This window comes from Methylobacterium sp. HMF5984, assembly GCF_045033435.1.
Lineage (GTDB): Bacteria > Pseudomonadota > Alphaproteobacteria > Rhizobiales > Beijerinckiaceae > Methylobacterium.
This window is the reverse complement of the sequence record NZ_JBJFLN010000001.1, coordinates 4,021,368-4,045,205: the sequence shown is the minus strand read 5'-3', so window position 1 is coordinate 4,045,205 and position 23,838 is coordinate 4,021,368. Positions and strand designations below refer to the sequence as shown.

General features: G+C 57.2%; 21 protein-coding genes and 4 pseudogenes. 8 read left to right on the top strand and 17 right to left on the bottom strand.

What is annotated here, in order from left to right; genetic code table 11:
- Positions 1 to 147: 147 nt before the first annotated feature.
- Complete coding sequence (locus ACFZ8E_RS19695; protein ID WP_405043581.1) at positions 148 to 1,227, bottom strand: serine hydrolase domain-containing protein; 1,080 nt, start codon at positions 1,225 to 1,227, stop codon at positions 148 to 150.
- A gap of 77 nt (positions 1,228 to 1,304) precedes the next feature.
- Here ACFZ8E_RS19695 and ACFZ8E_RS19690 point away from each other — a divergent pair.
- From ACFZ8E_RS19690 to ACFZ8E_RS19680, 3 genes are all read left to right on the top strand, one after another.
- Positions 1,305 to 2,446, top strand: a protein-coding gene (locus tag ACFZ8E_RS19690) for an IS3 family transposase (protein WP_405042273.1) whose coding sequence is annotated in 2 segments (ribosomal slippage) — positions 1,305 to 1,572 and positions 1,572 to 2,446 — 1,143 coding nt in all. Because the reading frame shifts where the segments join, the coding sequence is not laid out codon by codon here.
- A 394-nt stretch (positions 2,447 to 2,840) separates the two neighbouring features.
- Positions 2,841 to 3,527 (top strand): SDR family oxidoreductase, encoded by a 687-nt coding sequence (locus tag ACFZ8E_RS19685; RefSeq protein ID WP_405043580.1) that lies wholly within the window; start codon positions 2,841 to 2,843, stop codon positions 3,525 to 3,527.
- Between the two features lie 341 nt (positions 3,528 to 3,868).
- Positions 3,869 to 4,378 (top strand): hypothetical protein, encoded by a 510-nt coding sequence (locus tag ACFZ8E_RS19680; protein WP_405043579.1) that lies wholly within the window; start codon positions 3,869 to 3,871, stop codon positions 4,376 to 4,378.
- A 359-nt stretch (positions 4,379 to 4,737) separates the two neighbouring features.
- Here the strand turns inward: ACFZ8E_RS19680 and ACFZ8E_RS19675 are convergent, their stop codons facing one another.
- The gene (locus tag ACFZ8E_RS19675; RefSeq protein WP_405044421.1) at positions 4,738 to 5,118 is read right to left on the bottom strand and encodes a DUF4267 domain-containing protein; all 381 of its coding nucleotides are present in this window, start codon (positions 5,116 to 5,118) and stop codon (positions 4,738 to 4,740) included.
- Between the two features lie 43 nt (positions 5,119 to 5,161).
- Positions 5,162 to 5,533, bottom strand: a complete 372-nt coding sequence (locus tag ACFZ8E_RS19670) for an antibiotic biosynthesis monooxygenase family protein (RefSeq protein WP_405043578.1) — start codon at positions 5,531 to 5,533, stop codon at positions 5,162 to 5,164.
- A gap of 87 nt (positions 5,534 to 5,620) precedes the next feature.
- Here ACFZ8E_RS19670 and ACFZ8E_RS19665 point away from each other — a divergent pair, with 87 nt between their 5' ends.
- Positions 5,621 to 6,097 carry a MarR family winged helix-turn-helix transcriptional regulator gene (locus tag ACFZ8E_RS19665; protein WP_405043577.1) on the top strand — a complete coding sequence of 159 codons (477 nt, stop codon included), beginning with the start codon at positions 5,621 to 5,623 and terminating at the stop codon, positions 6,095 to 6,097.
- 135 nt (positions 6,098 to 6,232) lie between these two features.
- On the opposite strand, the gene ACFZ8E_RS19660 is transcribed toward ACFZ8E_RS19665, so the two are convergent.
- On the bottom strand, positions 6,233 to 6,904 hold the full coding sequence (locus ACFZ8E_RS19660) for a TetR/AcrR family transcriptional regulator (RefSeq protein ID WP_405043576.1): 672 nt from the start codon (positions 6,902 to 6,904) through the stop codon (positions 6,233 to 6,235).
- Positions 6,905 to 6,985: 81 nt separating this feature from the next.
- On the opposite strand from ACFZ8E_RS19660, the gene ACFZ8E_RS19655 reads away from it, so the two are divergent.
- Positions 6,986 to 7,726, top strand: a complete 741-nt coding sequence (locus tag ACFZ8E_RS19655; protein ID WP_405043575.1) for an SDR family NAD(P)-dependent oxidoreductase — start codon at positions 6,986 to 6,988, stop codon at positions 7,724 to 7,726.
- 238 nt (positions 7,727 to 7,964) lie between these two features.
- Here the strand turns inward: ACFZ8E_RS19655 and ACFZ8E_RS19650 are convergent, their stop codons facing one another.
- Positions 7,965 to 8,585, bottom strand: a complete 621-nt coding sequence (locus tag ACFZ8E_RS19650) for a tyrosine-type recombinase/integrase (protein WP_405043573.1) — start codon at positions 8,583 to 8,585, stop codon at positions 7,965 to 7,967.
- 161 nt (positions 8,586 to 8,746) lie between these two features.
- Here ACFZ8E_RS19650 and ACFZ8E_RS19645 point away from each other — a divergent pair, with 161 nt between their 5' ends.
- Positions 8,747 to 9,430, top strand: coding sequence for a zinc metallopeptidase (locus tag ACFZ8E_RS19645; RefSeq protein ID WP_405043572.1), 684 nt, complete (start codon positions 8,747 to 8,749; stop codon positions 9,428 to 9,430).
- A gap of 66 nt (positions 9,431 to 9,496) precedes the next feature.
- Here ACFZ8E_RS19645 and ACFZ8E_RS19640 read toward each other — a convergent pair.
- Together ACFZ8E_RS19640 and ACFZ8E_RS19635 are read right to left on the bottom strand one after the other, a co-directional pair.
- Positions 9,497 to 10,638, bottom strand: a protein-coding gene (locus ACFZ8E_RS19640) for an IS3 family transposase (RefSeq protein ID WP_405042273.1) whose coding sequence is annotated in 2 segments (ribosomal slippage) — positions 9,497 to 10,371 and positions 10,371 to 10,638 — 1,143 coding nt in all. Because the reading frame shifts where the segments join, the coding sequence is not laid out codon by codon here.
- Between the two features lie 68 nt (positions 10,639 to 10,706).
- Positions 10,707 to 11,031 (bottom strand): annotated as a pseudogene (locus tag ACFZ8E_RS19635) (IS5 family transposase); the annotation flags it as partial.
- Between the two features lie 154 nt (positions 11,032 to 11,185).
- Between ACFZ8E_RS19635 and ACFZ8E_RS19630 the strand changes: the two are divergent.
- Entirely contained in the window at positions 11,186 to 11,431 is a 246-nt protein-coding gene (locus ACFZ8E_RS19630; RefSeq protein ID WP_405044463.1) for a hypothetical protein, read from the top strand.
- An 84-nt stretch (positions 11,432 to 11,515) separates the two neighbouring features.
- Here ACFZ8E_RS19630 and tnpB read toward each other — a convergent pair.
- The 9 genes and pseudogenes from tnpB to gmd form a co-directional block, all read right to left on the bottom strand.
- Positions 11,516 to 11,842, bottom strand: a pseudogene (gene tnpB, locus ACFZ8E_RS19625) (IS66 family insertion sequence element accessory protein TnpB).
- A gap of 84 nt (positions 11,843 to 11,926) precedes the next feature.
- Positions 11,927 to 12,341: pseudogene (locus ACFZ8E_RS19620) on the bottom strand (IS66 family transposase zinc-finger binding domain-containing protein); the annotation flags it as partial.
- Positions 12,342 to 12,542: 201 nt separating this feature from the next.
- On the bottom strand, positions 12,543 to 13,772 hold the full coding sequence (locus ACFZ8E_RS19615) for a hypothetical protein (protein WP_405043571.1): 1,230 nt from the start codon (positions 13,770 to 13,772) through the stop codon (positions 12,543 to 12,545).
- The gene (locus tag ACFZ8E_RS19610) at positions 13,765 to 14,433 is read right to left on the bottom strand and encodes an ABC transporter ATP-binding protein (protein WP_405043570.1); all 669 of its coding nucleotides are present in this window, start codon (positions 14,431 to 14,433) and stop codon (positions 13,765 to 13,767) included. Before ACFZ8E_RS19610 ends, ACFZ8E_RS19615 begins: the two co-directional genes overlap by 8 nt.
- Positions 14,430 to 16,151 carry a tetratricopeptide repeat protein gene (locus ACFZ8E_RS19605; protein ID WP_405043569.1) on the bottom strand — a complete coding sequence of 574 codons (1,722 nt, stop codon included), beginning with the start codon at positions 16,149 to 16,151 and terminating at the stop codon, positions 14,430 to 14,432. Before ACFZ8E_RS19605 ends, ACFZ8E_RS19610 begins: the two co-directional genes overlap by 4 nt.
- A 392-nt stretch (positions 16,152 to 16,543) precedes the next feature.
- Positions 16,544 to 17,764, bottom strand: coding sequence for a hypothetical protein (locus tag ACFZ8E_RS19600; RefSeq protein WP_405043568.1), 1,221 nt, complete (start codon positions 17,762 to 17,764; stop codon positions 16,544 to 16,546).
- Positions 17,765 to 18,017: 253 nt separating this feature from the next.
- Entirely contained in the window at positions 18,018 to 19,478 is a 1,461-nt protein-coding gene (locus ACFZ8E_RS19595) for a mannose-1-phosphate guanylyltransferase/mannose-6-phosphate isomerase (RefSeq protein WP_405043567.1), read from the bottom strand.
- On the bottom strand, positions 19,475 to 20,461 hold the full coding sequence (locus tag ACFZ8E_RS19590) for a GDP-mannose 4,6-dehydratase (RefSeq protein ID WP_405043566.1): 987 nt from the start codon (positions 20,459 to 20,461) through the stop codon (positions 19,475 to 19,477). The genes ACFZ8E_RS19595 and ACFZ8E_RS19590 overlap by 4 nt, the downstream gene beginning before the upstream one ends.
- A gap of 55 nt (positions 20,462 to 20,516) precedes the next feature.
- Positions 20,517 to 21,500: a GDP-mannose 4,6-dehydratase gene (gene gmd / locus ACFZ8E_RS19585; protein ID WP_405043565.1), complete on the bottom strand. Its 984-nt coding sequence runs from the start codon at positions 21,498 to 21,500 to the stop codon at positions 20,517 to 20,519.
- Positions 21,501 to 21,931: 431 nt separating this feature from the next.
- On the opposite strand from gmd, the gene ACFZ8E_RS19580 reads away from it, so the two are divergent.
- On the top strand, positions 21,932 to 23,227 hold the full coding sequence (locus tag ACFZ8E_RS19580; protein ID WP_405043564.1) for a glycosyl hydrolase family 28-related protein: 1,296 nt from the start codon (positions 21,932 to 21,934) through the stop codon (positions 23,225 to 23,227).
- A gap of 261 nt (positions 23,228 to 23,488) precedes the next feature.
- On the opposite strand, the pseudogene ACFZ8E_RS19575 reads toward ACFZ8E_RS19580, so the two are convergent.
- Positions 23,489 to 23,782, bottom strand: a pseudogene (locus ACFZ8E_RS19575) (transposase domain-containing protein); the annotation flags it as partial.
- Positions 23,783 to 23,838: the final 56 nt, after the last annotated feature.

The following is a 23,838-nucleotide window of genomic DNA, read 5'->3' as shown; positions in this document are numbered from 1 at the left end:
GACTGTCGCCTGCGACCGGGATGGGTGGATTTCGGATGGTCTGAATTCTGGCAGGGACGGAGCAAAAGCAGACCTCGCCAGCTAACCGGTCACGACTTCGTATGAACGATTGTATGGTCGGCTCTTTGCTGGTGCTTTTGGACGCGACTATTGCAGGTTCGCCAACACAACATCATTCAGAATACGTGTTGGCGGCTTCCACTGTTCTTCTTGTCCGTAGTTTCCTGATGTGACCGCAATGACAAGTTGCAGAGCCGGGATGATGAACAGTCGCTGCCCTCCATAGCCCTGTGCCACCCACATGCGCTCCAGCCGACCTGGGGCCCACCCCTTCGGTCGGCCAAAGGCAACATCACGGAGGAACCACTGGTAGCCGTAGCGGCGTGTCTCATCGACACTGACGGCGGGCGTAACGCAGCGCGTCAACCAAGCGGCGGGTACGACCTCGCGCCCGCCCATTCTCCCACCATCGAGCATCAGCATTCCGATCCGTGCGAGATCACGTGGCGTCATGCGTGCCCCGGAGGAAGCCAATGGTTCGCCATTCATGCCAGCGATCCACTTTGTCGGCCCCATTCCCAAGGGATCGAACAAAGCCTCGCGGGCATATTCATGCAATGTCTTGCTAGTACCCTTGGTAATGATGCGCGCGAGTAGCGCCGTTGCCCCGCCGCAGTAGGTCCAGTACGTGCCCGACGTCTGGATCATGGGGCGTTCAAGCACGTAGCGGTATCGGTCCGGCGCGGCATCCATCGCATTTTCGCTGTTACGTGGGTCCGGGTAGTCGAAACTGGTCTCGTCCCAGTCGCTCCCCATCGTCATTGTCAGCGCGTGGTAGATTGTGAGGCGATCCCGGCCGTTCTTGTCCGCGATGTCGGCATATTCGGGAAAGGCAGAGAAAAGCGGGGCCTCCGGAGGCGGCACCTTTCCCTGATGCAAAGCGATGCCATACAGCAGGCCGACGATGCTTTTCGAACATGATCGCAGGTCGTGAAGTGTCTGTGCGGTGAAGGCCACTCGTCCTACGGGGCCGCGACCGCGCTCGCGATCCTCACCCTCGAAATAGCGCTCAAGGACGACCTTGCCGTTTCGGACCACAACGAGGCCGTGGACGTTCCATATCCGCTTCGCGACGATGGCTTGGTCGAGCACCACGCCGATGTCGGCCGCAAAACCTTCGTCCTGCGGCGAGGAAATTGGCAGTTGACCAACTTCGGCTGCTTCCAAGGCCGGGACCTTGGCCTGACCGGCTGGCTTTGGACCGGGCTGATTGAGAGGATCAGCCAGGACCAAAGGAGTTGGACATGCGGCGAGGCCAGAAGACGAACGCGGAGCAGGTCGTGCTCAAGCTGCGTCAGATTGAGGTGCAGACGGCCCAGGGCAAGAGTTTGGCCCTTGCATGCAGGGAGGCGGAGATCTCCGAGCAGAGTTACTACCGCTGGCGCAAGGAGTACGGCGGCCTTCAGGTCGATCAAGCCAGGAAGATGAAGGATCTGGAGCGCGAGAACGCTCGTCTGCGCCGGCTCGTCGCCGACCTTTCTCTAGAGAAGCAGGTGCTGGCGGACGTCGCCTCGGGAAACTTGTAGCCCCCGAGCGACGCAGGCAGGCGGTGAACGGCATCCGCGAGAAGTACGGCCTCTCGGAACGTCACGCCTGCCGGATCGTCGGTCAGCACCGCGGCACGCAACGCTACGTGCCTACCGTGCTGGCCGACGAGGATGCACTGACCCAGGCCATGATCGCCCTGGCGTCCGAGTACGGACGCTACGGCTACCGCCGAGTCACCGCGCTGCTACAGGCAGCCGGCTGGCAGGTAGGCAAAGACCGGGTTCAGCGCATCTGGCGTCGCGAGGGGCTGAAGGTCCCCAGCCGACATAGACCCCGCAGCCGCTTGTGGCTGAACGACGGCTCCTGCGTGCGGCTACGACCGCTTCATCGCAATCACGTCTGGAGCTTCGACTTCGTGCAAGCCCAGACGCACGATGGGCGCTCTCTGCGCATCCTAACGCTGATTGACGAGCACAGCCGTGCCTGCCTCGCGCTGAAGGTGGCGCGGCGCATCAACAGCGTCGGCGTGATCGAGGCGCTGGCCGACGCGATGTGCCTGCACGGCATCCCGGAGCACATTCGCTGCGACAATGGCCCAGAGATGATCTCCAAGGCGTTGCGCAAATGGGTCGCCAAAGCTGGCTCACAGATCCAGTACATCGCGCCAGGATCCCCGTGGGAGAATGGCTACTGCGAGAGCTTTAACGGCAAGCTGCGCGACGAGTGCCTACGCCAGGAGATCTTCTACTCGCTGAAGGAGGCGCAGATCGTGATCGGTCTCTGGCAAACCACCTACAACCGCGTTCGACCGCATTCGTCGCTGGGCTATCGGCCGCCCGCGCCCGTCAGCTACCCGGGTCTGGCCTTCCGGCTACCCATGGCCGCCACCATGCAGTAGCCTCTCAATTGGCTCGGTCCAAAATACCGGTCAGGTCAACCTGCTGCCCCATCAACAACGCTCCCGCCCCCAAGAGCGTCTGACGACGGCTCAAACCATGGGCCAAAAGACGAACTCCCTATCAGGGGACATCTAGAAAAAGCTGCCTACACGAATGCAAGTAAACTGATCGAGAGTATGCGAACGCCGCATCGCCGCAGACGAGCGGCCACGAACGGCTGCTTCGGGGAAATCTCGGCGGGCGTCCGAGCGTCCGGGTTGGGTCGGAACTTGAAAGTCCGTTTCGAGACGAAAGGTCAAGACCCGGTTGCCACCCAACTCGGCCCCCCACCCGGTCATGAAACCGCCGGGCCCGCTGAAGCTTTATCCGGCCAACCGATCCCAGAGACCCACCATGACCCAATCCGAAAAGAGCGCTCTGATCGTCGGGGCGTCCCGCGGCCTCGGGCTCGGCCTCGTCGAGACCTTCCTGAAACGCAACTGGCGCGTCACCGCCACCCAGCGCAAACCGTCCCCCGATCTCGCCCGCCTGAAGGCAGACACCCTGCGCGTCGAGACCGCCGAGATCGACGACGATGCCAGCGTCGCCGCCCAGCATGACCGGTTGGCCTCCGAGCGCTTCGACCTGATCTTCGTGGTGGCGGGCGTCGCCACGCAAGCGCACGATCCGCTGCACGCGGTGCCTCGGGCAGTCGCCGCGCAGGTCTATCTAACCAACGCGATCAGCCCGATCCGCTTCGCCGAGACCTTCCTGGATCGTCTCGCGCCGGGCGGCAGCCTCGCCTTGATGAGCTCGATCCTCGGCAGCGTCAGCCTGAACGAGGCGGGCGGCTGGGAGACCTACCGGGCCAGCAAGGCGGCGCTGAACACCTTGGCGCGCAGCTTCGAGATCCGCCACCGGGCGGAGGCCGTCTCCGTGCTGGTCCTGCATCCGGGTTGGGTCCGCACCGAGATGGGTGGGGATGGAGCCGATATCGACGTGGCCACCAGCGTCACGGGCCTCGCCGACGTGATCGCGGCGCGGCTCGGCGAGCCCGGCGCCCAGTATCTCGACTACCGAGGTAAGACTCTGCCCTGGTAGGCCCCCAAGCCGAAGTTCCTGTACGGCTGACGAATGGCTGCATTGGAGAAACACCGACTGCGGTCCGGGCGGCTGGGTCGGGTCGCTTGAGGACTGTCCGCTTTTCCTCTGGGCCTTCTCCGAAGCTGACCAGCCGCTTTCGGCCATGTCTTGCCGGTGCCGAGAGTTTCCGGGGCGTCTGAGAGGGGTGGGTTCCTGCCGGTCCGCTCCTGGACGGTGGATGCATCGAAGCACACATAGCCGTGGGGATCCGCAACGACACGTAAGAAGTGCCTAGGTAGTTGCTACAGCGCGTTGCGCACGAGCGCCTAGGACAGTGAGGCCAAGCTGAGATGCTATTTGTGAAGCTCCTGCTGACCGCACTTGCTTATGTCGTGGTGACGGTGGTGCTGTTCGGTGATCTGTTTCAGCCGATCGCTCTTGCAACGTTCTGGTCCGGTCGCCTCGGCGCTCCTTATTGGCAGGGGATCGCCATCATCAGCTTTGCGGCCGCTGGTTTGATCTTCATGCGACCCGCTCGGGACGCAATACCTGCGCTCCTGCGTCCAGCTATCTCCCTAATTCTCGCTGTGCTTCTTCCAACAATGACAGTAGGTCTTTACGCCGATGGGATCAGGCATCGTGAAGTCCTCGCGTTCAAGCCAGACGAGGTCGAAGAACATTCTTTTTTCAGATCAATTCGCGAAGCTCCTGCCGACTTTCAATTTTTCCTTCACACAGCGGCCTTGAAGGGCTGCACCCCCTATGCCTGGAGCTATCGAAAGATTGCGTTCTACGTGTTGCCGCCGAACATCGCGGTGAACGTCTTACCGCAGCAATGGATCAAACGATGCGGGATCGTTCGCAATTAGACGATAACGGAAATCGCCCTAACCACTTTCACACTCTAACCCGAAGTGGCCGAACGGCCGACGAAGGGTTGCTCAAGGGAACTGCACATAGCGATCCAGGCGGCCGAGTTGGGTCGGATGCGGAACGTCCGCTTCGAGGCTAGAGGCTGACTTCTGCTACCCACCCCAAGCTGAAGTTGCCGGATGGTCGACGAACGTCCGCTTCGGGGGAACGCCGACGACGCTTCCAGCGGCTGTGTTGGGTCGCCAGCGGAATGACCGCTCGGGGTGGAAAGGCGACAGTCGGCTTTGTGACGAGAGTATTGAGAAGCGAACAGGCGAGCGCAGGTTCAGGTGCGGTCGAAGCGGTAGGGGGATCGTCAAACTATGCCGGCGATCAGGGGGATGGCACCTGCGATCATCAGCACTGCCGTCGCCCCGTGAATGCCCAGTGCGCGGCTAGTCGAGCCGTGCGCGGCCAGGATCAGCGCCATATCGCCCGCTGGGATCATCGCCTCAATCAGGAGGACGATACCGAGAAGACGCGGTCCACCCGAGACCATCAAGGCCAGCACCACCAGCCCCGAGACGATGTCGCGCACGCCTTTGAGGCGCAGCCACCATGCGACATTCGTCCCGGCTTCAGGCAGCGGCAGGCCAAAGCTGGCCGTCGCTGCCCTTGGGCACGCCAAGTACATAAGACCGATGACGATGATCCCGAGCGCGGCCAACACCGCGATGCCTATTGAGAACCAGTACATCAGCATCTCCCATCTTGGCGAGACAACAGGGTATCTTGGCAGTTCATGCCGTACAGATGCCGGGAACCTCTACCTTGCGGAACAGGTGCGGGCTTGCTGTCACCTTGTCTGGATAGGCTCCTATCTCCGCTCTGAACTCGGGGTTTGCGAAGGCTTCCCGGAAGTGCGCCACGGATTGCCAGACCGCATAGTTCAAGAACGTGCCGCTGCCGGCTGTGCCTCGATGAAGCTGGGTCGAGATGAAGCCTGGCTGACGCTTCATGATCGCGGCATCGCGGCTCCAAGCTTTCAGCAAGGCGTCGGCATCCTCGGGTGGGACGACGAGCGTGTTGATCAGCACCACCGGACCGTTCGTGTCGTCACGTAACTGGTCTGCGAGCGTGACGGTCGCGTCCATCTCCACAAACCTAGGCATGCCGCTCTCCTTGTCACAACGAAGCCAAAATGGCATCGTGATGTCAAAGCTCGCAGATCGACATCATGGTGTCAATAGGGTTCCCGTATGCCTCGTAGAACGCCCTCGGCTGAAACGCTGACCGATCTCATCCTCGCCCTCTTCCGCGTGAACAACGCCACTCTCGTCTGGGGCGACCGGTTGGTTCGACCCTTCGGCCTGACGAGCGCCCGCTGGCAGATCATGGGGGCCATCGCCTACGCCGACCGACCGCAGCCGGTGGCATGGCTCGCCCGCGACCTCGGGGCGAACCGGCAAAACGTCCAGCGCATAGTCAACGAGCTTGCGAGGGAAGGCTTGATCCAGTTCCAGGACAATCCGCATCACAAGCGGGCGCAACTGGTCGTGCTGACCGAGGCAGGCAAGCGTGCCTACGACAACGCGATCCGATCCTGGGACCCGGCTGCCGACGAATTGTCGAGGGGTCTGTCTTCGGACGAACTGGCGACCACCCTTCGCGTCTTGAGCGTATTGCGCACCCGACTGACGGCAAACAACGCAGGCGAGGGCGAAGCCGATACATGACGCACGCTGAGCGTCTGCTTTCCGGAACGAGGCGAAGCACCCGCGTTGGCCAGGCTGGGTCGACACCGGCCTAACCGTTCTATGGCCAGGATGGGTGAGTTGTCGCCGGTCCGCTTTCGGGAAAAGACCAGTCCATCAGACGTCGTCGACTATAGACTCGGCAATTCGGGCGTCCCAGCCAGCCATCGCGATATCGGCGACCGCGTCCAACTCTTCCCGGCTCGCGCCATCACGGGCCAGGATCGACATGCCGTTCTGAACGGTCTGCACGAAGCGGGAAAGAGCGCGAACGTTGGTGGACGCTGGGAGCTCGCCCGCACCCATAGCCCTCTCCAGGCACGCCTGCAGGCTCTCAAGCGTACCTGCGCGTGCCGAGCGCACGAGATCCCCGAGCTCGGCGTGGCCCTCATTCCCGACCGAGGACAGCGTCACCATGCAGCCGCGCGGAATGTCGGTGACCGAGCCCGTCAAGGCGGCGGCGGAGTCCTTGAGAAAAGCCTCAACAGCCTCGCGCGCCGTCCCCGCCGCCCGGAACCGACCCCAGACAAGAGCCTCGTAGGTGTGGACGTAATGGCGTAGCGCCTCGGCATAGAGCGCCTCCTTCGAACCGAAGGCGGCATAGAGGCTCGGCGATCCAATCCCCATCGCTTCCGTGAGATCGGCGATGGAGGTTGCTTCGTAGCCTTTGCACCAGAACAGACGCATCGCCTGAGAGAGCGCCGCCTCACGGTCGAACGCACGAGGGCGTCCTCGACCTCGAACCTGACGCGCTCCGGGGGGGCCTGGTCTCTGATCCGGTTTCTGCATCGTTCGATATATAAATCTCTTGACCGGGATCGCCTATATGCTTAGCCATTTCTGTGTCGAACGATACAGAAAGGTTGAGCGATGCAGGAATTGGTTGGGAAGCGCGCCCTCGTCACGGGTGCTTCGCGTGGGATAGGTGCAGCTATCGCAATCGCGCTCGCCGAGAAGGGCGCTGACGTGGCGATCACCTACGAGCGTTCGGCAGACCGTGCCGCGGAGGTCGTCAAATCGATCGAAAGCAAGGGCCGGAGGGCGGCTGCCATCCAGGCAGACTCTGCAGATCCGTCGGCGGTTAGACGGGCGGTGGCCGAAGCTGTCCAGGCACTCGGGGGCTTGGACATTCTCGTCAACAATGCCGGGATCGCGCTCTACTCGACGTTCGCGGATGTCAGCGTCGAGACGATCGATGCCTTGTTCGACGTGAACGTGCGGGGGCCGCTGCTCGCGGCGCAGGCCGCCATTCCTCATCTTCCTGCAGGCGGGCGCATCGTGACGATCGGCTCAGCGGGTGCCGAACGCATCGTCGGCGACACGGGTGCGATCTACTTCATGACGAAATCTGCCCTGCACTCCTTCACGCGCGGCCTCGCGCGCGAACTTGGATCGCGCGACATCACGGTCAATCTGGTCCAACCTGGGTCCACCGATACCGACATGAACCCGGCAAAAGGCGAGTTCTCCGACTTTCAGCGTAGCCTCAGTCCGCTCGGCCGGTATGGAACGCCAGAGGACGTCGCCGCCGCCGTCACCTTCCTGGCGAGTCCTTCAGCCAGGCATGTCACCGGGGCCATCCTGAATGTGGACGGTGGACAGACGACTTAAAAGCGGGATTTCGGTAGTCGAGGAGGTGGGATGTCGTAGGTGTCGATCGCTCCACCTCATCGATCACCAGCCTGCCACCAACGGCCGCCTTCGGAATGTCCCGGCAATTCTCTGCGTGGCTGGTATGGGTCGGAGGCGGAACGTCTGCTTCCGGGCGGAGGGCTAAAGCCCGCTTCCCACCCTTCTCGGACGGCGAGGAGTTTGGTGCGGCAGCCCATGAGGGCCGCCGCGATAAGCGTCAGATGTCGGTTTGCTCGGACATCACCAGCGCGTCGTCCGCTTCGATGCCGAGGTAACGCACCATGCTCTCTAGCTTCGTGTGCCCGAGCAGCAGCTGGCAGGCGCGCAGGTTGCCGGTGCGCCGGTTGATCAGCGCGACCTTCGTCCGGCGCAGGCTGTGCGTGCCGTAGCCCGCTGGGTCGAGGCCGATCAGGGTCACCCACTCGTCGACGAGCTGCCCGTACTGTCGCGTCGTCAGATGTTCGCCGGGACGGCTGCGGCTGGGAAACAGCCAGTCACTTGCTCGCAGTCCCCGCAGCTTCAGCCAAGCCGCCAGCGTCTCGCGGGTCGTCTCGGTCAGCTCGAATGGGACGGGCCGGCCGGTCTTTTGCTGGATGATGGTGGTACGCAGGCGAATGCCATCGCCGAGGTAGACGTCGGCCACACGCAAGCGGACGAGGTCACAGCCCCGCAGCTTGCTATCGATAGCCGTGTTGAACAGGGCAAGATCGCGGGTACGGCCTTCGTGCTGTAGGCGGGTACGGATCGCCCAGATGTGCTTGGGCTTGAACGGCGGCTTGGGCCCGATGAGGCGGCCCAGGTTCCAGGGGCGGCGGGTGGTTCCGTTCGTCGAGTGCATGATGAAGCTCCATCTGTGGAGCCATCAGCATCCCACCCAGCCCGCGATCAGCCCGCGCCCCCGTTGCCCGACCCCGACGGCGGCGGGTAGCCCGAGACGTGCCGGAGGCGGAGGCATGCACCGCGCTTTCACGGATACGGCGGCACCGCTACATATCTGACGTGCCCATCCTCCTAGCGCTCGGCGCCCTCCTGTTCGGCCTTGTGTTCGGCCCCCAGTGGTGGGTGCGCCGGGCGATGCGGCAACACGCGACCGAGCGGCCGGATCTGCCCGGGACCGGAGGTGAACTCGCCCGTCATCTGCTCGACTTGGCGGGGCTGACGCACGTTTCCGTCGAGATAGCGCCAGCCGACCACTACGACCCGGTCGCGAACGTCGTGCGGCTGTCGCCGGGGAACCATGACGGCCGCTCGATCACGGCGGTCGCGGTCGCGGCACACGAGGTCTCCCACGCGCTCCAGCACGCGGCGGGGGACCGGCTTTTCGCGGCGCGGGTGAGTTTTGCCCCGGTCGTGCAGGGCTTCGAGTTTGCTGCGGCAATGGTGATGATGACTGCGCCCGTGGTGCTCGCTCTCGTCCATTCGCCGGTGCTGCTCGCCCTACAGGTCGGTGTCGGCATCGCACTCCTCGGCGTTCGCCTCGTGTTCCACGTCCTGACACTGCCCGTCGAACTCGACGCGAGCTTCCGCCGGGCCCTGCCCATCCTGGAGACGGGTCACTTCCTCGACGCAGGCGACATGCCCGGCGCCCGCACCGTACTGCGCGCCGCAGCCCTCACTTACGTGGCCTCGTCCCTCATGGCGCTCGTGAACATTGCCCGCTTTCGGCGGCTCCTCCCGTTCTAAAACCTCCGAGGCGAGGGGCCGATGCCCCTGACCTGACCGGTATTTTGGACCGAGCCAATTGAGAGGCTACTGCATGGTGGCGGCCATGGGTAGCCGGAAGGCCAGACCCGGGTAGCTGACGGGCGCGGGCGGCCGATAGCCCAGCGACGAATGCGGTCGAACGCGGTTGTAGGTGGTTTGCCAGAGACCGATCACGATCTGCGCCTCCTTCAGCGAGTAGAAGATCTCCTGGCGTAGGCACTCGTCGCGCAGCTTGCCGTTAAAGCTCTCGCAGTAGCCATTCTCCCACGGGGATCCTGGCGCGATGTACTGGATCTGTGAGCCAGCTTTGGCGACCCATTTGCGCAACGCCTTGGAGATCATCTCTGGGCCATTGTCGCAGCGAATGTGCTCCGGGATGCCGTGCAGGCACATCGCGTCGGCCAGCGCCTCGATCACGCCGACGCTGTTGATGCGCCGCGCCACCTTCAGCGCGAGGCAGGCACGGCTGTGCTCGTCAATCAGCGTTAGGATGCGCAGAGAGCGCCCATCGTGCGTCTGGGCTTGCACGAAGTCGAAGCTCCAGACGTGATTGCGATGAAGCGGTCGTAGCCGCACGCAGGAGCCGTCGTTCAGCCACAAGCGGCTGCGGGGTCTATGTCGGCTGGGGACCTTCAGCCCCTCGCGACGCCAGATGCGCTGAACCCGGTCTTTGCCTACCTGCCAGCCGGCTGCCTGTAGCAGCGCGGTGACTCGGCGGTAGCCGTAGCGTCCGTACTCGGACGCCAGGGCGATCATGGCCTGGGTCAGTGCATCCTCGTCGGCCAGCACGGTAGGCACGTAGCGTTGCGTGCCGCGGTGCTGACCGACGATCCGGCAGGCGTGACGTTCCGAGAGGCCGTACTTCTCGCGGATGCCGTTCACCGCCTGCCTGCGTCGCTCGGGGGCTACAAGTTTCCCGAGGCGACGTCCGCCAGCACCTGCTTCTCTAGAGAAAGGTCGGCGACGAGCCGGCGCAGACGAGCGTTCTCGCGCTCCAGATCCTTCATCTTCCTGGCTTGATCGACCTGAAGGCCGCCGTACTCCTTGCGCCAGCGGTAGTAACTCTGCTCGGAGATCTCCGCCTCCCTGCATGCAAGGGCCAAACTCTTGCCCTGGGCCGTCTGCACCTCAATCTGACGCAGCTTGAGCACGACCTGCTCCGCGTTCGTCTTCTGGCCTCGCCGCATGTCCAACTCCTTTGGTCCTGGCTGATCCTCTCAATCAGCCCGGTCCAAAGCCAGCCGGTCAGGCCATCCCCCCTTTTGGCGGCGCCTGCCGCCTTTTGGTGCGCCCGCACGTTGGTGCCATCGAGGAACACCATACCAAGCTGGACGCCCTGCTCTTGCACGAGGCCGAGCAGCCGCTCCCAGACGCCAGCACGCGACCAGCGGATGAAGACCTGCGCCGCGCGCCACCACGGCCCCAGATCCTCTGGAATGGCCCGCCACTTGGCCCCGTTCTGATGCCGCCAGAGGATTGGCTGAGAGTGTGCGTCTGAGATCCTGTGGGGGCGTCTTGGCCTTGGGCCGGCAGGCCTCGACCAAAGGCTCCAGTTCAGACCACTGGGCGTCGCTCAGCATCGTTCCTCCTGCATCAGAGAAACGAAAACGCTAGCCAAGCCAATCCGTTCAGACGACGACAGGCCCTAGAGTGTCTCATAGCCGAGTTTGGTGGAGGGATTAGCTTGACAGCTGGCCGGTGGTGAAGGTCGGTGTCCGAGATGCAGATCGGGGCATGACCTTGCTCTACTCTCTGCCTGGCTGCCGCCTCATCCGTGTCGCTCACGACGGCCGCGCCGCCCTTACTATTATTGCCCAGGCTCGGCATAATCACGCCCGGTGCCCGTCCTGCCGGACTCTTGGCCCGGCGTCCGGAGCGGTGGCGCTGCATCGCCAGGATGATCTGGCGCAGCCGCTCGTTGTCGGCCTGCGCCTCGACGAGCTGCGCCTTGAGCGTCTCAGGATCGTCGGACAGGCGTGAATAAGGCTTGGCCACGGAGTAGATTAAAGCATATTCGTCAGAAGCTTACCATCGTAACAGGCCGCTTGCGCTCGACCTTTTTGTTCACCCTGCCAGCGCTGGGGCAATGACCGTGCGTGCCGCGTGAATCCGCTTCCAGTCGAACCCTTCGAGCAAGGCCGCGAGTTGCGCCGCCGTGAGTCGTACGACGCCATCCTCGATCTTCGGCCAGCAGAACTGACCGGCCTCCAGGCGCTAGGTCGCCAGGACCACCCCACTCCCGTCCCAGAACAAGAGCTTGGCCCTGTCGGCGCGCTTCAAGCGGAACACTCAGACCGTGCCAGAGAACGGATCCGCGCCCATCGCATCCCGCACCAGCGCGGCCAACCCGTCCATGCCCTTGCGGAAGTCCACTGGCCGCGTCGCCATCATCACGCGCACCGCACCGTGTCGAACACCTTCTGCGCTCGTAACGAGCGTATCAAAAGGTCCGTGGAACCGGGCTAGGGTCAGTAGGCCGAAGGGCCTCCCGCACGCCACCTCCGGCACCGGCGCAACGACCCGCCCGCGCACGTCGGGCAGTGCACGGCCGGCCGCCGATGCTGGGCGACGGCCGGCGCCACTTCCGGCAGCTTAATCCACCCGGACACGCTAACGGTCTCGACGGGAAGACTTTTGTGCAGAGTGCCTCTGCAGCACGTGCAGCGTTACGGGCGTTGCTCGACGACCGCACCGGGATCGTCGCTCATCACGCGGCTGTGGCCCACATGACTAGGCTTCGCTCCACCGGGTTTGGCCTGCTCGCATCGCCCCTTGCGATCCGTCGCCGGTAGCTACGAAGACGTGCGTGCGGTCTTCGCGGGGCGCTGCAGACTCAGCAGCCGCTCGATCACTCCATGCGGCTCGGCCGCTCAAGATCGCTTCTGCCCATCCCACCACGAAGGAATCAGCGGAATCCGCACTGTTCAAGGAGGTGGATGATCACGAGATGCGTGCTAATCAAAAACGGTAAGTCTAGATTATAAAACTGTAAACAAGTAGATGGTGGAAAAGTAAAGACCCAACTCTTGTTAGAAAAAATAAGGAGTCTTCCAATAATATCGAATATGATATCAATTGAAGACGCTTTTCCTTAGATATGCTCTCGTATGGAAGCAACTATCATAACTACAATAGCCCAAATCGCGAAACAAAGACAAAACGACATTAGCGTATTTTTTATGGGACGCGGAAAAACAGGATCCTGAGGAAGTCCGGGCTGAACTATGGTTGATAAATATATCTGTTGTTTTATAGCATTCATGCGAGAGGTTTCAAGAGTTACAAGTGCGCTTTGCAACGCCTTTTCCGCAAACATTTTCTCATCAGCTAATTTCTGAAAACCTCCTATCACAGAAGAGAGTGGTCTATTCTGGGCTCCAGTAGTCCCAACAGCCGTCGTCTGTGACTCTATTCGTTGAAGCTCATGTTTCAGGCCATTAATCTGGTCCCTCAAATTCACTATAGAAGGGGCGCCTTCATTGAGTTTTTGACTAAGGGAAGACAAATCTGCCGAACGCCGAGAAATTTCTTCTTTCAATTTTGCTGACAAACCCAGTACCTGCTCAGTACTTTTCTGGGGATCAAGAATAGCTTCCCGATCTTGAACAACGCGCAATCGATCTCGAACATCTGAAAGTCGCGTTTCCGCCTTTGAAACCTCACCTAAGGCGAATCGAACAGAATCTTCCCTGACACGTTCAGATAAATTGTTGACTAATTTTTCTGACAGCCGAAGAAGCGCTTTCGCTAACGCACGTGCATCAGCTGGAGCATACGCTGACACCTTTACAGTGACTGTACCCGTCGATGTTTCATAGAAGGGCTCAACGAGTTTGTTCCAATATTTTACAAAATCCTCAGTAGATGCATTAGCATCCAACCGGGAGAAATAATCGATATCGTCACGCGAAAACATTTGGCGAAGAGGTAAAGACTCTTCTGCTTCATTTATTGATTGCCAACTTTGCAGATATTGCACCACAGCATTTGCGTCGTTTCCTGACTGCGCATTACCTGCAATACCAAATAAATCTGCAAATCCACCAGATTTCATTGTGTCAGCTGTTCGGACGCCAAACCTAAATTCTGCCATATAACGTGGAGAAGCAAAAAACGATGTGTATACAAATACGATCAAGGTTGGAATAATTACCAAAGAAACAAATGATATCAAAGCAAAACCCAAACGACGTTTCTTAGTCCGCCCATCTGGTTTCCATATAATATTCGCACCGCTTAAAGTATTTTCTGCTAATGGGCCGACTTTGCTTTGCACAATATTTGTATCGGATTTTGTCGCAATTGAGGTAACTTTATTCATGATGAGCGCTCGATATCTTACGATAGGCTCTAAGAGCATCATTTATACTATCAAAAAGAACTAACCCACCATTCACTAAGACAGCACCACGATTGCAATACGACCTTATCGTAGATTCATTATGAGACACCAAAATAATATCACTGTGTCCCATTCTTTTTTCAAAAGCCTCTGAGCATTTTCTACGGAACCTTTCATCGCCTACCTCAGTGACCTCATCAACAAGGTAAATATCGAAATCGATGGCCAAACAAATTGCAAACGCAAGTTTCGCTTGCATGCCGGATGAATATGTTTGAACTGCCATATCAAAATAATCACCAAGCTCGGAGAATTCAGATACAAACTCTAAAATATCTCTAACGTTCTGGCCATAGACACGGGCTAAAAACATAGCGTTTTGCCTCCCAGTGGCATGGCCATGAAAGGTTCCGGAAAAACCAAGAGGAAAAGATACGCGAGCGCGCCTTATAATCCTGCCTCTATTTGGAAGTTCTGCTCCTGCAATAAGGCGTAGTAAAGTCGATTTGCCAGACCCGTTGGCAGCTAAAATACCATAATTGTTTCCAGGCTCAAAACTAAATGACGAGTTTTCTAAAACAGTTTTTATTACTCCCTGTCTTGTCTTATATATTTTTGTAACATGATCAAATATAATCATGCAAATGATCTCAGCCGCCGGTTGGAAATGAGCAGAGCAGCGATACCCGTGGCAATAAAATAAATTGAGAATTGAAATGCATAACCAACATCTAACCAAGCCGGATGATATTGTGGAAAAAATGCAGTACGCATCAAGTCGATCACGTGAAGAAACGGATTCCAAAGCATGATATCACGGACCCATGGGGGCATCATAGAAGGAACATAAAATATGCCAGATGTGAAATACAAGATTCTCAGAGTAATTGAAAATATATGCTCGAACAGAATGCTTATTTGAGAGCCTACCGCGCTGAGCATGCCTCCGCCGGTTGCAAGAATCCAACTTATAGCGAAGGAGCCTAACATTATGTCTGGCCGAAAAGGTATTGCATCAACATTAAAAATTGAAAATAAGACAATAAATGAAATAAAAACAAACGATGTAACCGCTGTCTCAACAACAGAACTTGAAATTACTAGATCAAATGGTGTAATTCGTGATATATACAACAAGTTTTTGTGCGACTTTACCGAATGACCTCCATGAGAAATGATGTGAGACAAAAGTAGGTATGGCATAACGCCGGTATAGTAAAACAGGAAATAATTATCTCCAATTGGAGGATGTCCGTGCATTGTGAATTGGAACACGATGGCTAAAATGCCTACATGTATCATGGGCTCAACAATAGCCCAAAAAAAACCAAACTTGCTTTCCGCATATCGAGTTCGAACATCGCGTAAAATAAGCGCCGAGATAACAGTAAGCTGAATTCTAATTTTATTAAGAAAAGTATTACTTGTCGAACTTATACCGAAGTGCGCTTTACCTTTTGCGTCGACCAGTCTAGAGACCTTATTTTCTACGTTCTCGCCGCGAAGATCAAGCAGGAACCGCATGCATTCTGCATATTCGTTATCGCTAGGAGAAGCCGCAAGTAACTCAGCATTTTCCTTAAGGGCGGATTCGAATTTGCCAAGCTTGATATTAACAGAAACAGCATGGCGCCGGACTGAAGCATTAAGCGGGTCGAGGTTAATTGCCTGACGTATGGAAATCTCGGCTTTTTCGTATTCGCATAGATCCATTAATATACTGTATTGATGTATGTAATATTCTGAGTTGACTGGATTGAGGAGGATCGCAGTAGTTATTTTCTCAAGCGCCTCTTCAGTTTTCCCCGCTTGGATAAGGAATGAACTTAAGTCGCGATATACTGACGGATTTGTAGGATGAGCGCTGGCCACAAGTTTTAACAGCGCAGCAGCTTTGTCCCAGTCCCCATCTTCTGCAATAGAATAAGCCGCTGTCATACCGCGCTGAAATGAATTCGTGTCGACCTGAAAAGCCTTCATCGCAAAATTAGATGCTAAATCTTTGGACCCAAGCGCTTTTGCGGCTACAGATAGTTGATGATAAACTTCTGCTGAAGACGAGTCATGACGTTGGCTCTGTAGAAGTACCTCTATAGCTAGCTCATGAAAACCACAGATGTTATAGATACTTCCGAGATGAAGAAGGGCTAGCGGACAATAAGGTTTTATCTTTACTGCCTGTTCCGCGTAAGGCAAAGCTCGCTTTGCTTGTCCACTGCGAGCCAAATAGCTGCTAGCATTCAGATATGCATCGCCTGATCCACTTGAGCTATCGGCTATGGCGGACGCTAAAGATGCCGCCAAAAACCAGTCACAGCTCAAAATCGCTTCATTAAGCTTATTTTCAAGGTTATCCATTTATTTTTACCAAGAAACAAGGCAAAACTCTTTTTTAGTCCGTCCGTTTGGCGTTAATACTAAAAAGAGATGCACCTACTAAAGCGAACCTTGTGTGTAATTCTGAGCATAATTCTTGAACGCGACTTTTTGATGGCTTTCAGAGAGGAATAACCCAGCACTTTTATTTGATTATGCAAAATTTTGATCAATTAATAAATAACTTATAAAAGATTTGACATATTTATTAATTTAAAGATGGATGGAATTTGACGACTTTAATTGACAAAGATTGAGAGTTGTATATGCTCTTGTCTTCATAAATGATAGAATTTTTATAACGAATATATTTTTGAGCCTTATAATATCAAGACTTTGCTGTTATAAGAGAGTAGATAAGATAATCTTTAATGTCACATTTTAGCTACCCTTGTATTTGCGTCGATATATGTCTTAATATTTGAACTTGAGTTGTAAGCCATTGGGCGTTTGTCGTGTGGGTAGCGACTTTGACTTTTGATTCGCTCCGCCAGTTCCACGTGGTTTCCAATTTCGAACATTTCAATAGATTTCGGATGATATTTTGCAAACTGCATGAAGGATAAATTACGCGCAGCAATTATTCGCGCTCCCATTTCGATTGCCATACTCATTGGACCTGAGGCTGACTGTCCAACTTCTAAATAAGGCAACACGATTTGATCGCAAACAGCCATACCTCGTAAGAAATCCTCGTCAGTTTGTGCGCCAAGGAAATGGATACGTTCGACCAAGTTGTTGGGATGATCTAAAAGAGACGGAATCATTTCATTCGTGAGATTTATCGAAATTTGGCCAACCTTGAGACGATCAAATATTGAAGTGTCGACGTTTGCTTCGTTCAAGAGTTGACGGATGTACGCGTTTATTTTTTCGCCTTTTTTAATTGTTTGTGGATGCAAGCCACCAAAAAATAAAAGGTGGTAGTTTTTTGGAAGCAAATGCATTGCGCGTACTACAGTGTCGAACCCCTTGTACTCGCTCAAAAATCCAAAAACGCCAATGATTTTGGCGCCTTCGGATATTATTTTAGTGTCAATAAATTCTGAAAGATGTGCTTCCCTACGAATACGGTTCGAAGTGTCTTGATCGATATAAGACAAAGGATGGTCGTAAACATTTGGTATTCTGTGAATATACTTCATTTGACGCGCATCACGGCGTGTATGGACAATCACATTAACAGGTTTTGTTGCTGATAGCCGGCGCAATAATCCATAAATTTTAACATTCATAAAATGAGCTTTGGTATATTCCTTTCGTAGATTTAGAGCCGCCTGGAATCGAAATGATTTCACACGTCGAAAAAACTCTTTTCTATCAAACGACTCTGATGGAAGTATTGTGTGAAATGTTACAGAGAGAGCTGGAGCAGCTTTCGCGATCATTGTAAAGCGACGAACGATGTCATGTCTCTTTACTCCAAGTGTTCCGTGCTCAAGTTGGATATTGATAAAATCGAATGTTTCTGCTTTTTCGCAAAAGTCCTTAATTGACTTATCTGCAATTTTACTAACTCTTGTGTCAGTCGAGCGCATAAAAAATTGATCGAGATCAAATACTTCAACGGTAAAATCATCTTTCAGTTGCGTCATCAGAAATCTTGTGTATCCAGCTATTCCGCAAAGATCATCGAAAGTACTGACGATTGCTAAGCGAGGTTTTCTATTGGCCATCTGGAGCATTCACCTAATTTTAGAGCCATGATACAAAATGGAAGAAAAGTGGCATGAATATCATGTATTTTCTTATGTATTATTCCTAATAAATACTGTTATATTGCCATTCCTAATGAAAGTATTTTTTATCTTATTTGATTTTTTTATAGATTAAGCTTTGAAGTATGATTCATCTACCGTAGATATCCTCGACGCGGATGATGTCGTCCTCGCCGGTATAGGAGCCGACCTGGACCTCGATCAGCTCGAGCGGGATCTTGCCGGGGTTGGTCAGGCGGTGCAGCGAGCCGATCGGCAGGTACACCGCCTCGTTCTCGTGCACGAGGACCAGGCGCTCGCCCAGCGTCACCTCCGCCGTGCCCTTCACCACCACCCAGTGCTCGGCGCGGTGGAAATGCTTCTGCAGCGACAGGCGCCCGCCCGGCGTCACCATGATGCGCTTGACCTGGAAGCGCTCGCCGATGTCGACGCGCTGGTACCAGCCCCAGGGCCGGTACATCCGCCGGTGCGCGTCGGCCTCCGGATGGGCCCGGGCCCGCAGCACCCCGACCAGCTCCTTGACCCGGCCCGACTGGGCCTTCGAGGCGACCAGCACCGCGTCGGGGGTGGCCACCACCACCACGTCGTCGAGGCCGACCACCGTGGTCAGCCCCTCGCCCTCGCTGTGCACCAGGCTGTTGCGCGTGCCCAGGAGCTCGACCCGGCCGCGCACCGCGTTGCCGGCGGCGTCCTGCGGCAGCACCTGCCAGACCGCGTCCCAGGTGCCGACGTCCGACCACGGGAACGACACCGGCAGCACACCGGCGCGCGTCGTGCGCTCCATCACCGCGTAGTCGATCGAGATCTTCGGCGCCTGCCCGAACGCCGCCGCGTCCAGGCGGACGAAGTCGAGGTCGACGCCGGCCCGCTCCAGCGCCGCCCGGGCGGCGGAGAGCACCGCGGGCGCGTGCGCCTCGAGCTCGGCCAGCATCAGGTCGGCCCGGAACAGGAAGTAGCCCGAGTTCCACAGGGCGCCCTCCGCGATCAGCGCGGCGGCGCCCTCCGCATCCGGCTTCTCGACGAAGCGCTCTACCGCGAAGGCGCCCTCGGCCTCCGGCAGCGCCCCCCCGCGGCGGATGTAGCCGTAATCGGTCGCCGGGCGCGTCGGCTCGATGCCGAGCGTCATGGTGTAGCCGGCCCGCGCGCCGACCGCCGCCGTGCGCACGGCGGCGGCGAAGGCCGGCACGTCGCCGATCACGTGGTCGGCGGCCATGATCAGCACCACCGCCTCCGGGTCGGCCTTGGCCGCGTGCAAGGCCGCCACCGCCACGGCGGCGGCCGAGTCGCGCCCCTCCGGCTCCAGGATGATGTCGGCGGACATCCCGGCCTGGGCCAGCTGCTCGGCGACGATGAAGCGCGACTCGGCCGCCGCGATCACCGCCGGCCGGGCGAAGACCGCCGCGTCGCCCACCCGCCGCGCGGTGGCCTGGAACGTCGATTCCGACGCGTCCACCAGCCGCGCGAACTGCTTCGGCATGCTCTCGCGCGATACCGGCCACAGCCGCGTGCCCGAGCCGCCGCATAAAATTACCGGCAGAATATTTGCCAAAGTTGGGTTACGACGCTCGTCGGTTTCGCCGAGATCGCTCATACGCTCGATTGTCCCGCAGTTGCGTGTTCGATTGTTTTCCGTGCGTGTACCAGCACTTCGACTAATGCTTCGTCCCAGTCCATGCGCGGCACCCAGCCGGTCGCCATTCTTAACTGGAACACATCGCCTGACGCCGTCGGTATCTCCGACGGCCGCATCCGGTCGGCGGCGACCTCGACTTCGAAGCGCACGCGCGCATGCCGGCGCAGATCGGCGAGCACGCTGGCGATGCTGCGCGGCTGCCCCGAAGCGATGTTGAACACCGATCCGTCCCTGATCGTCGCGCCGCGCCCGATCAGGTCGACATAGGCCCGCACCACGTCGCCGACCGGCAGGAAGTCGCGCTCGGCCGCGAGGTTGCCGACCGCAAGCACCGGCGGCACCAGGCCGGCCTCGATCCGCGCGATCTGGCCGGCGAAGGACGGCACCACGAAGCGCTCGTCCTGGCCGGCCCCGATCTGGTTGAACGGCCGCAGGATCACCAGCCGCACCTCCGCCTTGGCCAGCAGGTCGCGCAGGATCGCCTCGCCGAACCACTTCGAGCGGGCATACGGCCCCTGCGGATCGGGCACCGCCGCCTCGGTCAGCGGCCGGCCGGCCAGGAACGCCCGGCCGTAGACCTCGCCCGAGCTGACGAACAGGAAGCCCGCGCCGGGGGCGGATCGCGCCACCGCCTCGGCGAGGTTCAGCAGCCCGACGAGGTTGACCCGCCAGGTCTCCCCCGGCGCATCCGCCGATTGCTGCACCGAGGCCATCGCGGCCAGGTGCAGCACGTCGGTCGGGCGGAACGCGGCGACGCTGGCGTGCAGCGCCGCCTCGTCCAGCAGGTCGACCGTCTCGTAGGCGACCCGCTCCGGCAGGACGGCCGGGCGGCCGCGGCCGATGCCGAGGATCCGGTCCGCGGCCCCGGTGCCGGCCGACAGCGCCGCCAGCGCGTGCCGCCCGACGAAGCCCGCCGCCCCCGTGACCAGGATGCGCTTCACGCCCGCACGCGGCTCCGCACGCGGGCCGGGGCCGTCGCGCTGCGGCGCAGGCCGGTCACGCGCGCCCGCCCAGGCGCTTGAGGTCGGCCTCGACCATTTCCTGGATCATCGCCTCGAGCGAGATCTCGGCCTTCCAGCCGAAGGCGGCCTCGGCCTTGGCCGGGTTGCCCAGCAGCACCTCGACCTCGGCCGGCCGGTACAGCTTCTCGTCGATGACGAGGTGGTCGTCCATGGCGAGATTCACATGCGCGAAGGCGAGCGCGCACATGTCGCGCACCGTGGTGGTGCGGCCGGTGGCGATCACGAAGTCGTCGGGCTTGTCCTGCTGCAGCATCATCCACATCGCCCGGGTGTAGTCCTTGGCGTGGCCCCAGTCGCGCTTGGCGTCGATGTTGCCCAGCCGCAGTTCCTTCGCCAACCCGAGCTTGATCCGCGCGACCCCGTCGGTGACCTTGCGGGTGACGAACTCGACCCCGCGCAGCGGGCTCTCGTGGTTGAACAGGATCCCGTTCGAGGCGTGCAGGGCGAAGCTCTCGCGGTAGTTGATCGTCATCCAGTGCGCGTAGAGCTTGGCGACGCCGTAGGGCGAGCGCGGGTAGAACGGCGTCGCCTCGCTCTGCACCTGCTCCTGGATCAGGCCGAACATCTCCGACGACGAGGCCTGGTAGTAGCGCGCGTCGGGCTTGAGGGTGCGCACGCATTCGAGCAGGTTGACCGCGCCCAAGCCCGTGATCTGCCCGGTCAGCAGCGGCTGCTGCCACGAGGCGGTGACGAACGACTGCGCCGCCAGGTTGTAGACCTCGTCCGGCTGCACGGCTTGAACGATGCGGGCCAGGCTCGACAGGTCGAGCAGGTTGCCGTCGTGCAGCTCCACGTCGTTCTCGATCCCGAGCCACTTCAGCCGGTGGTCGAACACCCCGGCATGGCTCGAGCGCCGCACCACCCCGTGCACCGCGTAGCCCTTCGACAGCAGAAACTGCGCCAGATACGCCCCGTCCTGCCCCGTGATGCCGGTGATCAATGCCCGTTTGGCACTCATGTGAGCTCCTTAGAACCGAACGCTAGATTGCCATGCTCAGGCGATGCACGTTGAGATCGCGTCATCAGAGTCAAGCGGACGCCTTACAAAACCTAACGATGCAAGCCAACCGACTGCACCGATATTTTTGGATGCAATTCGATCTGACGATGCCTTCCTTGCCTCTTATTTCGGCAAAACGCGAAATTTCTCCTGCGGCATGATGGAGGTTAGACGGTGACGCTGATATCTTAAGCAGCTTGTTAATGTAGGTATCGGCAGACATCTTAACCTGTTCACCAAGAGCCATACGCAAAGAGACACCACTATAATCCTATCTTTTTACAAGCGTAGTATATTTATCCTCCATCTCAAAAAATTTGCTATTTGAAAGGTATGGTATTTAAAATTTTAATAGAGGATGATCAATTCTAATCTAGGAAGGAAACACAATGTTATCAAATATTATTTTAATCGGAATGATTATATTATTATCATACAATTTTCAAAAATCACGGACCGAGAGGTTTCTGGAGAAGATACATCTGAGCTATATTTATGCTCCGATAGAGTATACTGCTGACTTACTTACGAAAGAGAAGCGGCCATTTCCGGATCAGTCGCACCAAATACACGGTGAACATTTTTTAAACGTTAGAGATTATGGCGCAAAGGGTGACGGAAAAACCGATGATACAACAGCATTCAATGCTGCCTTCACTGCTGCCATAAATCAGCGGAAATCCCTCTATATTCCAGAAAGCGCTGCTTATTATCGTTTATCTTCGCCATTAGCATGGCATTTCAACGGTGCGCCTGATAATCAGGGCATTGTAATTTTTGGCGCATCTCCTCGTAATACAGTACTTGATTTTCAAACGGATTACGTTGCTGGCCCAGCATTAAAAATAACGGGCACAACTTCGCAGTTTTATAACAAATTTTCCGGCTTCTCAGTTCAGTGTAACACAAATGCAGCTTGCGTACAGGTAGGATCGATTGATAATCATGACGTGTTTAATGAAGCTGTATTCGATTATTTGTATATCAGTAACTTCAGTACTGGCGCGAATGCAATTGGGCTTGATCTTATGGCGGTAGCAAACAGCAACTTTGATAATTTCACTTTAAACTGTGCCGCACCTGGGACCGGGACGGCCGGTATCAGGCTCAATACAGTTCAGTTTTCGAAGTTCTTTGGATCTATTGGGAATTGCAGAACAGCTATGCTGCTTACTGATGATATTACAAATGGATATTCAATGGGTAATGTCTTTTTGGCGATGGACTTTGAAGTTTCTACGATTGGTATTGCAATAAAGTCATCAAAGGCGACTCGCAATACATGGATTGGTGGCCACTCTGCCGACGTGGTGCACGTTATCGATGCAACTGCTGGAAATAATAACCTCTTTATAAACGGAAATTTTGCTCCTTTAAATACAATTTTTGCGGGTGATGGACAAAATAGTACGGGAGTAAGATTGCTCGGCGGAAATTATGGAACTCAAAGAACTCCAAGCATTCCAGCATCCGCAATTTTGGTGGACGGCTTTTATACACCAAGTGTCATAAATAAATCTGGTCAAGACGCAATGATTTATATTTTTGGGGGGGATGTATCTTCTGTAGCAGTAAATAATGCAGTAGTTGCGATGTCAAGTGCAGCGACGATAAAGCTACGTGTAGGTGAAAGCATTGCAATATCATACCGGACCGCCCCAAGCTGGACATGGCGTCCGGACTAAATGCTCAATTCCAGACCTTGGTCGTTCAATTTTCATCTCAGCCGGGATAATCTGCTACGGATAAGGTTTTTCACGGCAGTGCTACGATATCCGAAACGATCCGTCGAGCAATCCGGCATGGTCAAGCAAGCTATGTTTGATAAAATGATTGGATTTGTGATTGTAATTGAAGTGCACGGGCTGGATGCTGGCTAGAAATTTATTATTAGTCTTCCCGTAGCGCTTGGCTTTAGTCCGAAGGCATTGCTTACACTTTTGTCGGGCTAAGGCTTTGAGGGCTGGCATGGTCGGGTAGGTCCACTGCAGCAGGTCGTCGAGATGGCGTTGGGGATTCTACTCGACGATGCGGGTGATGGTATCGGTGAGGTAGGTGTGGGGCTCCACGCCAGCGAGCTTGCAGGTTTCGATCAGTGAGGCGGTTACCGCTTGATGCTGACCACCGCCGTCTGAGCCGGCAAAGAGCGCGTTCTTCCGGTTTGGCGCCAGTATCCGGATCACACGCTCGACGATTTCGGAATCGATCTCGACCCGGCCTTCGTCGAGGAACAGGCTCAAGCTGGCCTAACGTGACAGGGCTAAGCTCGACTTTGGCCATTTCGACCGGTCGTGGA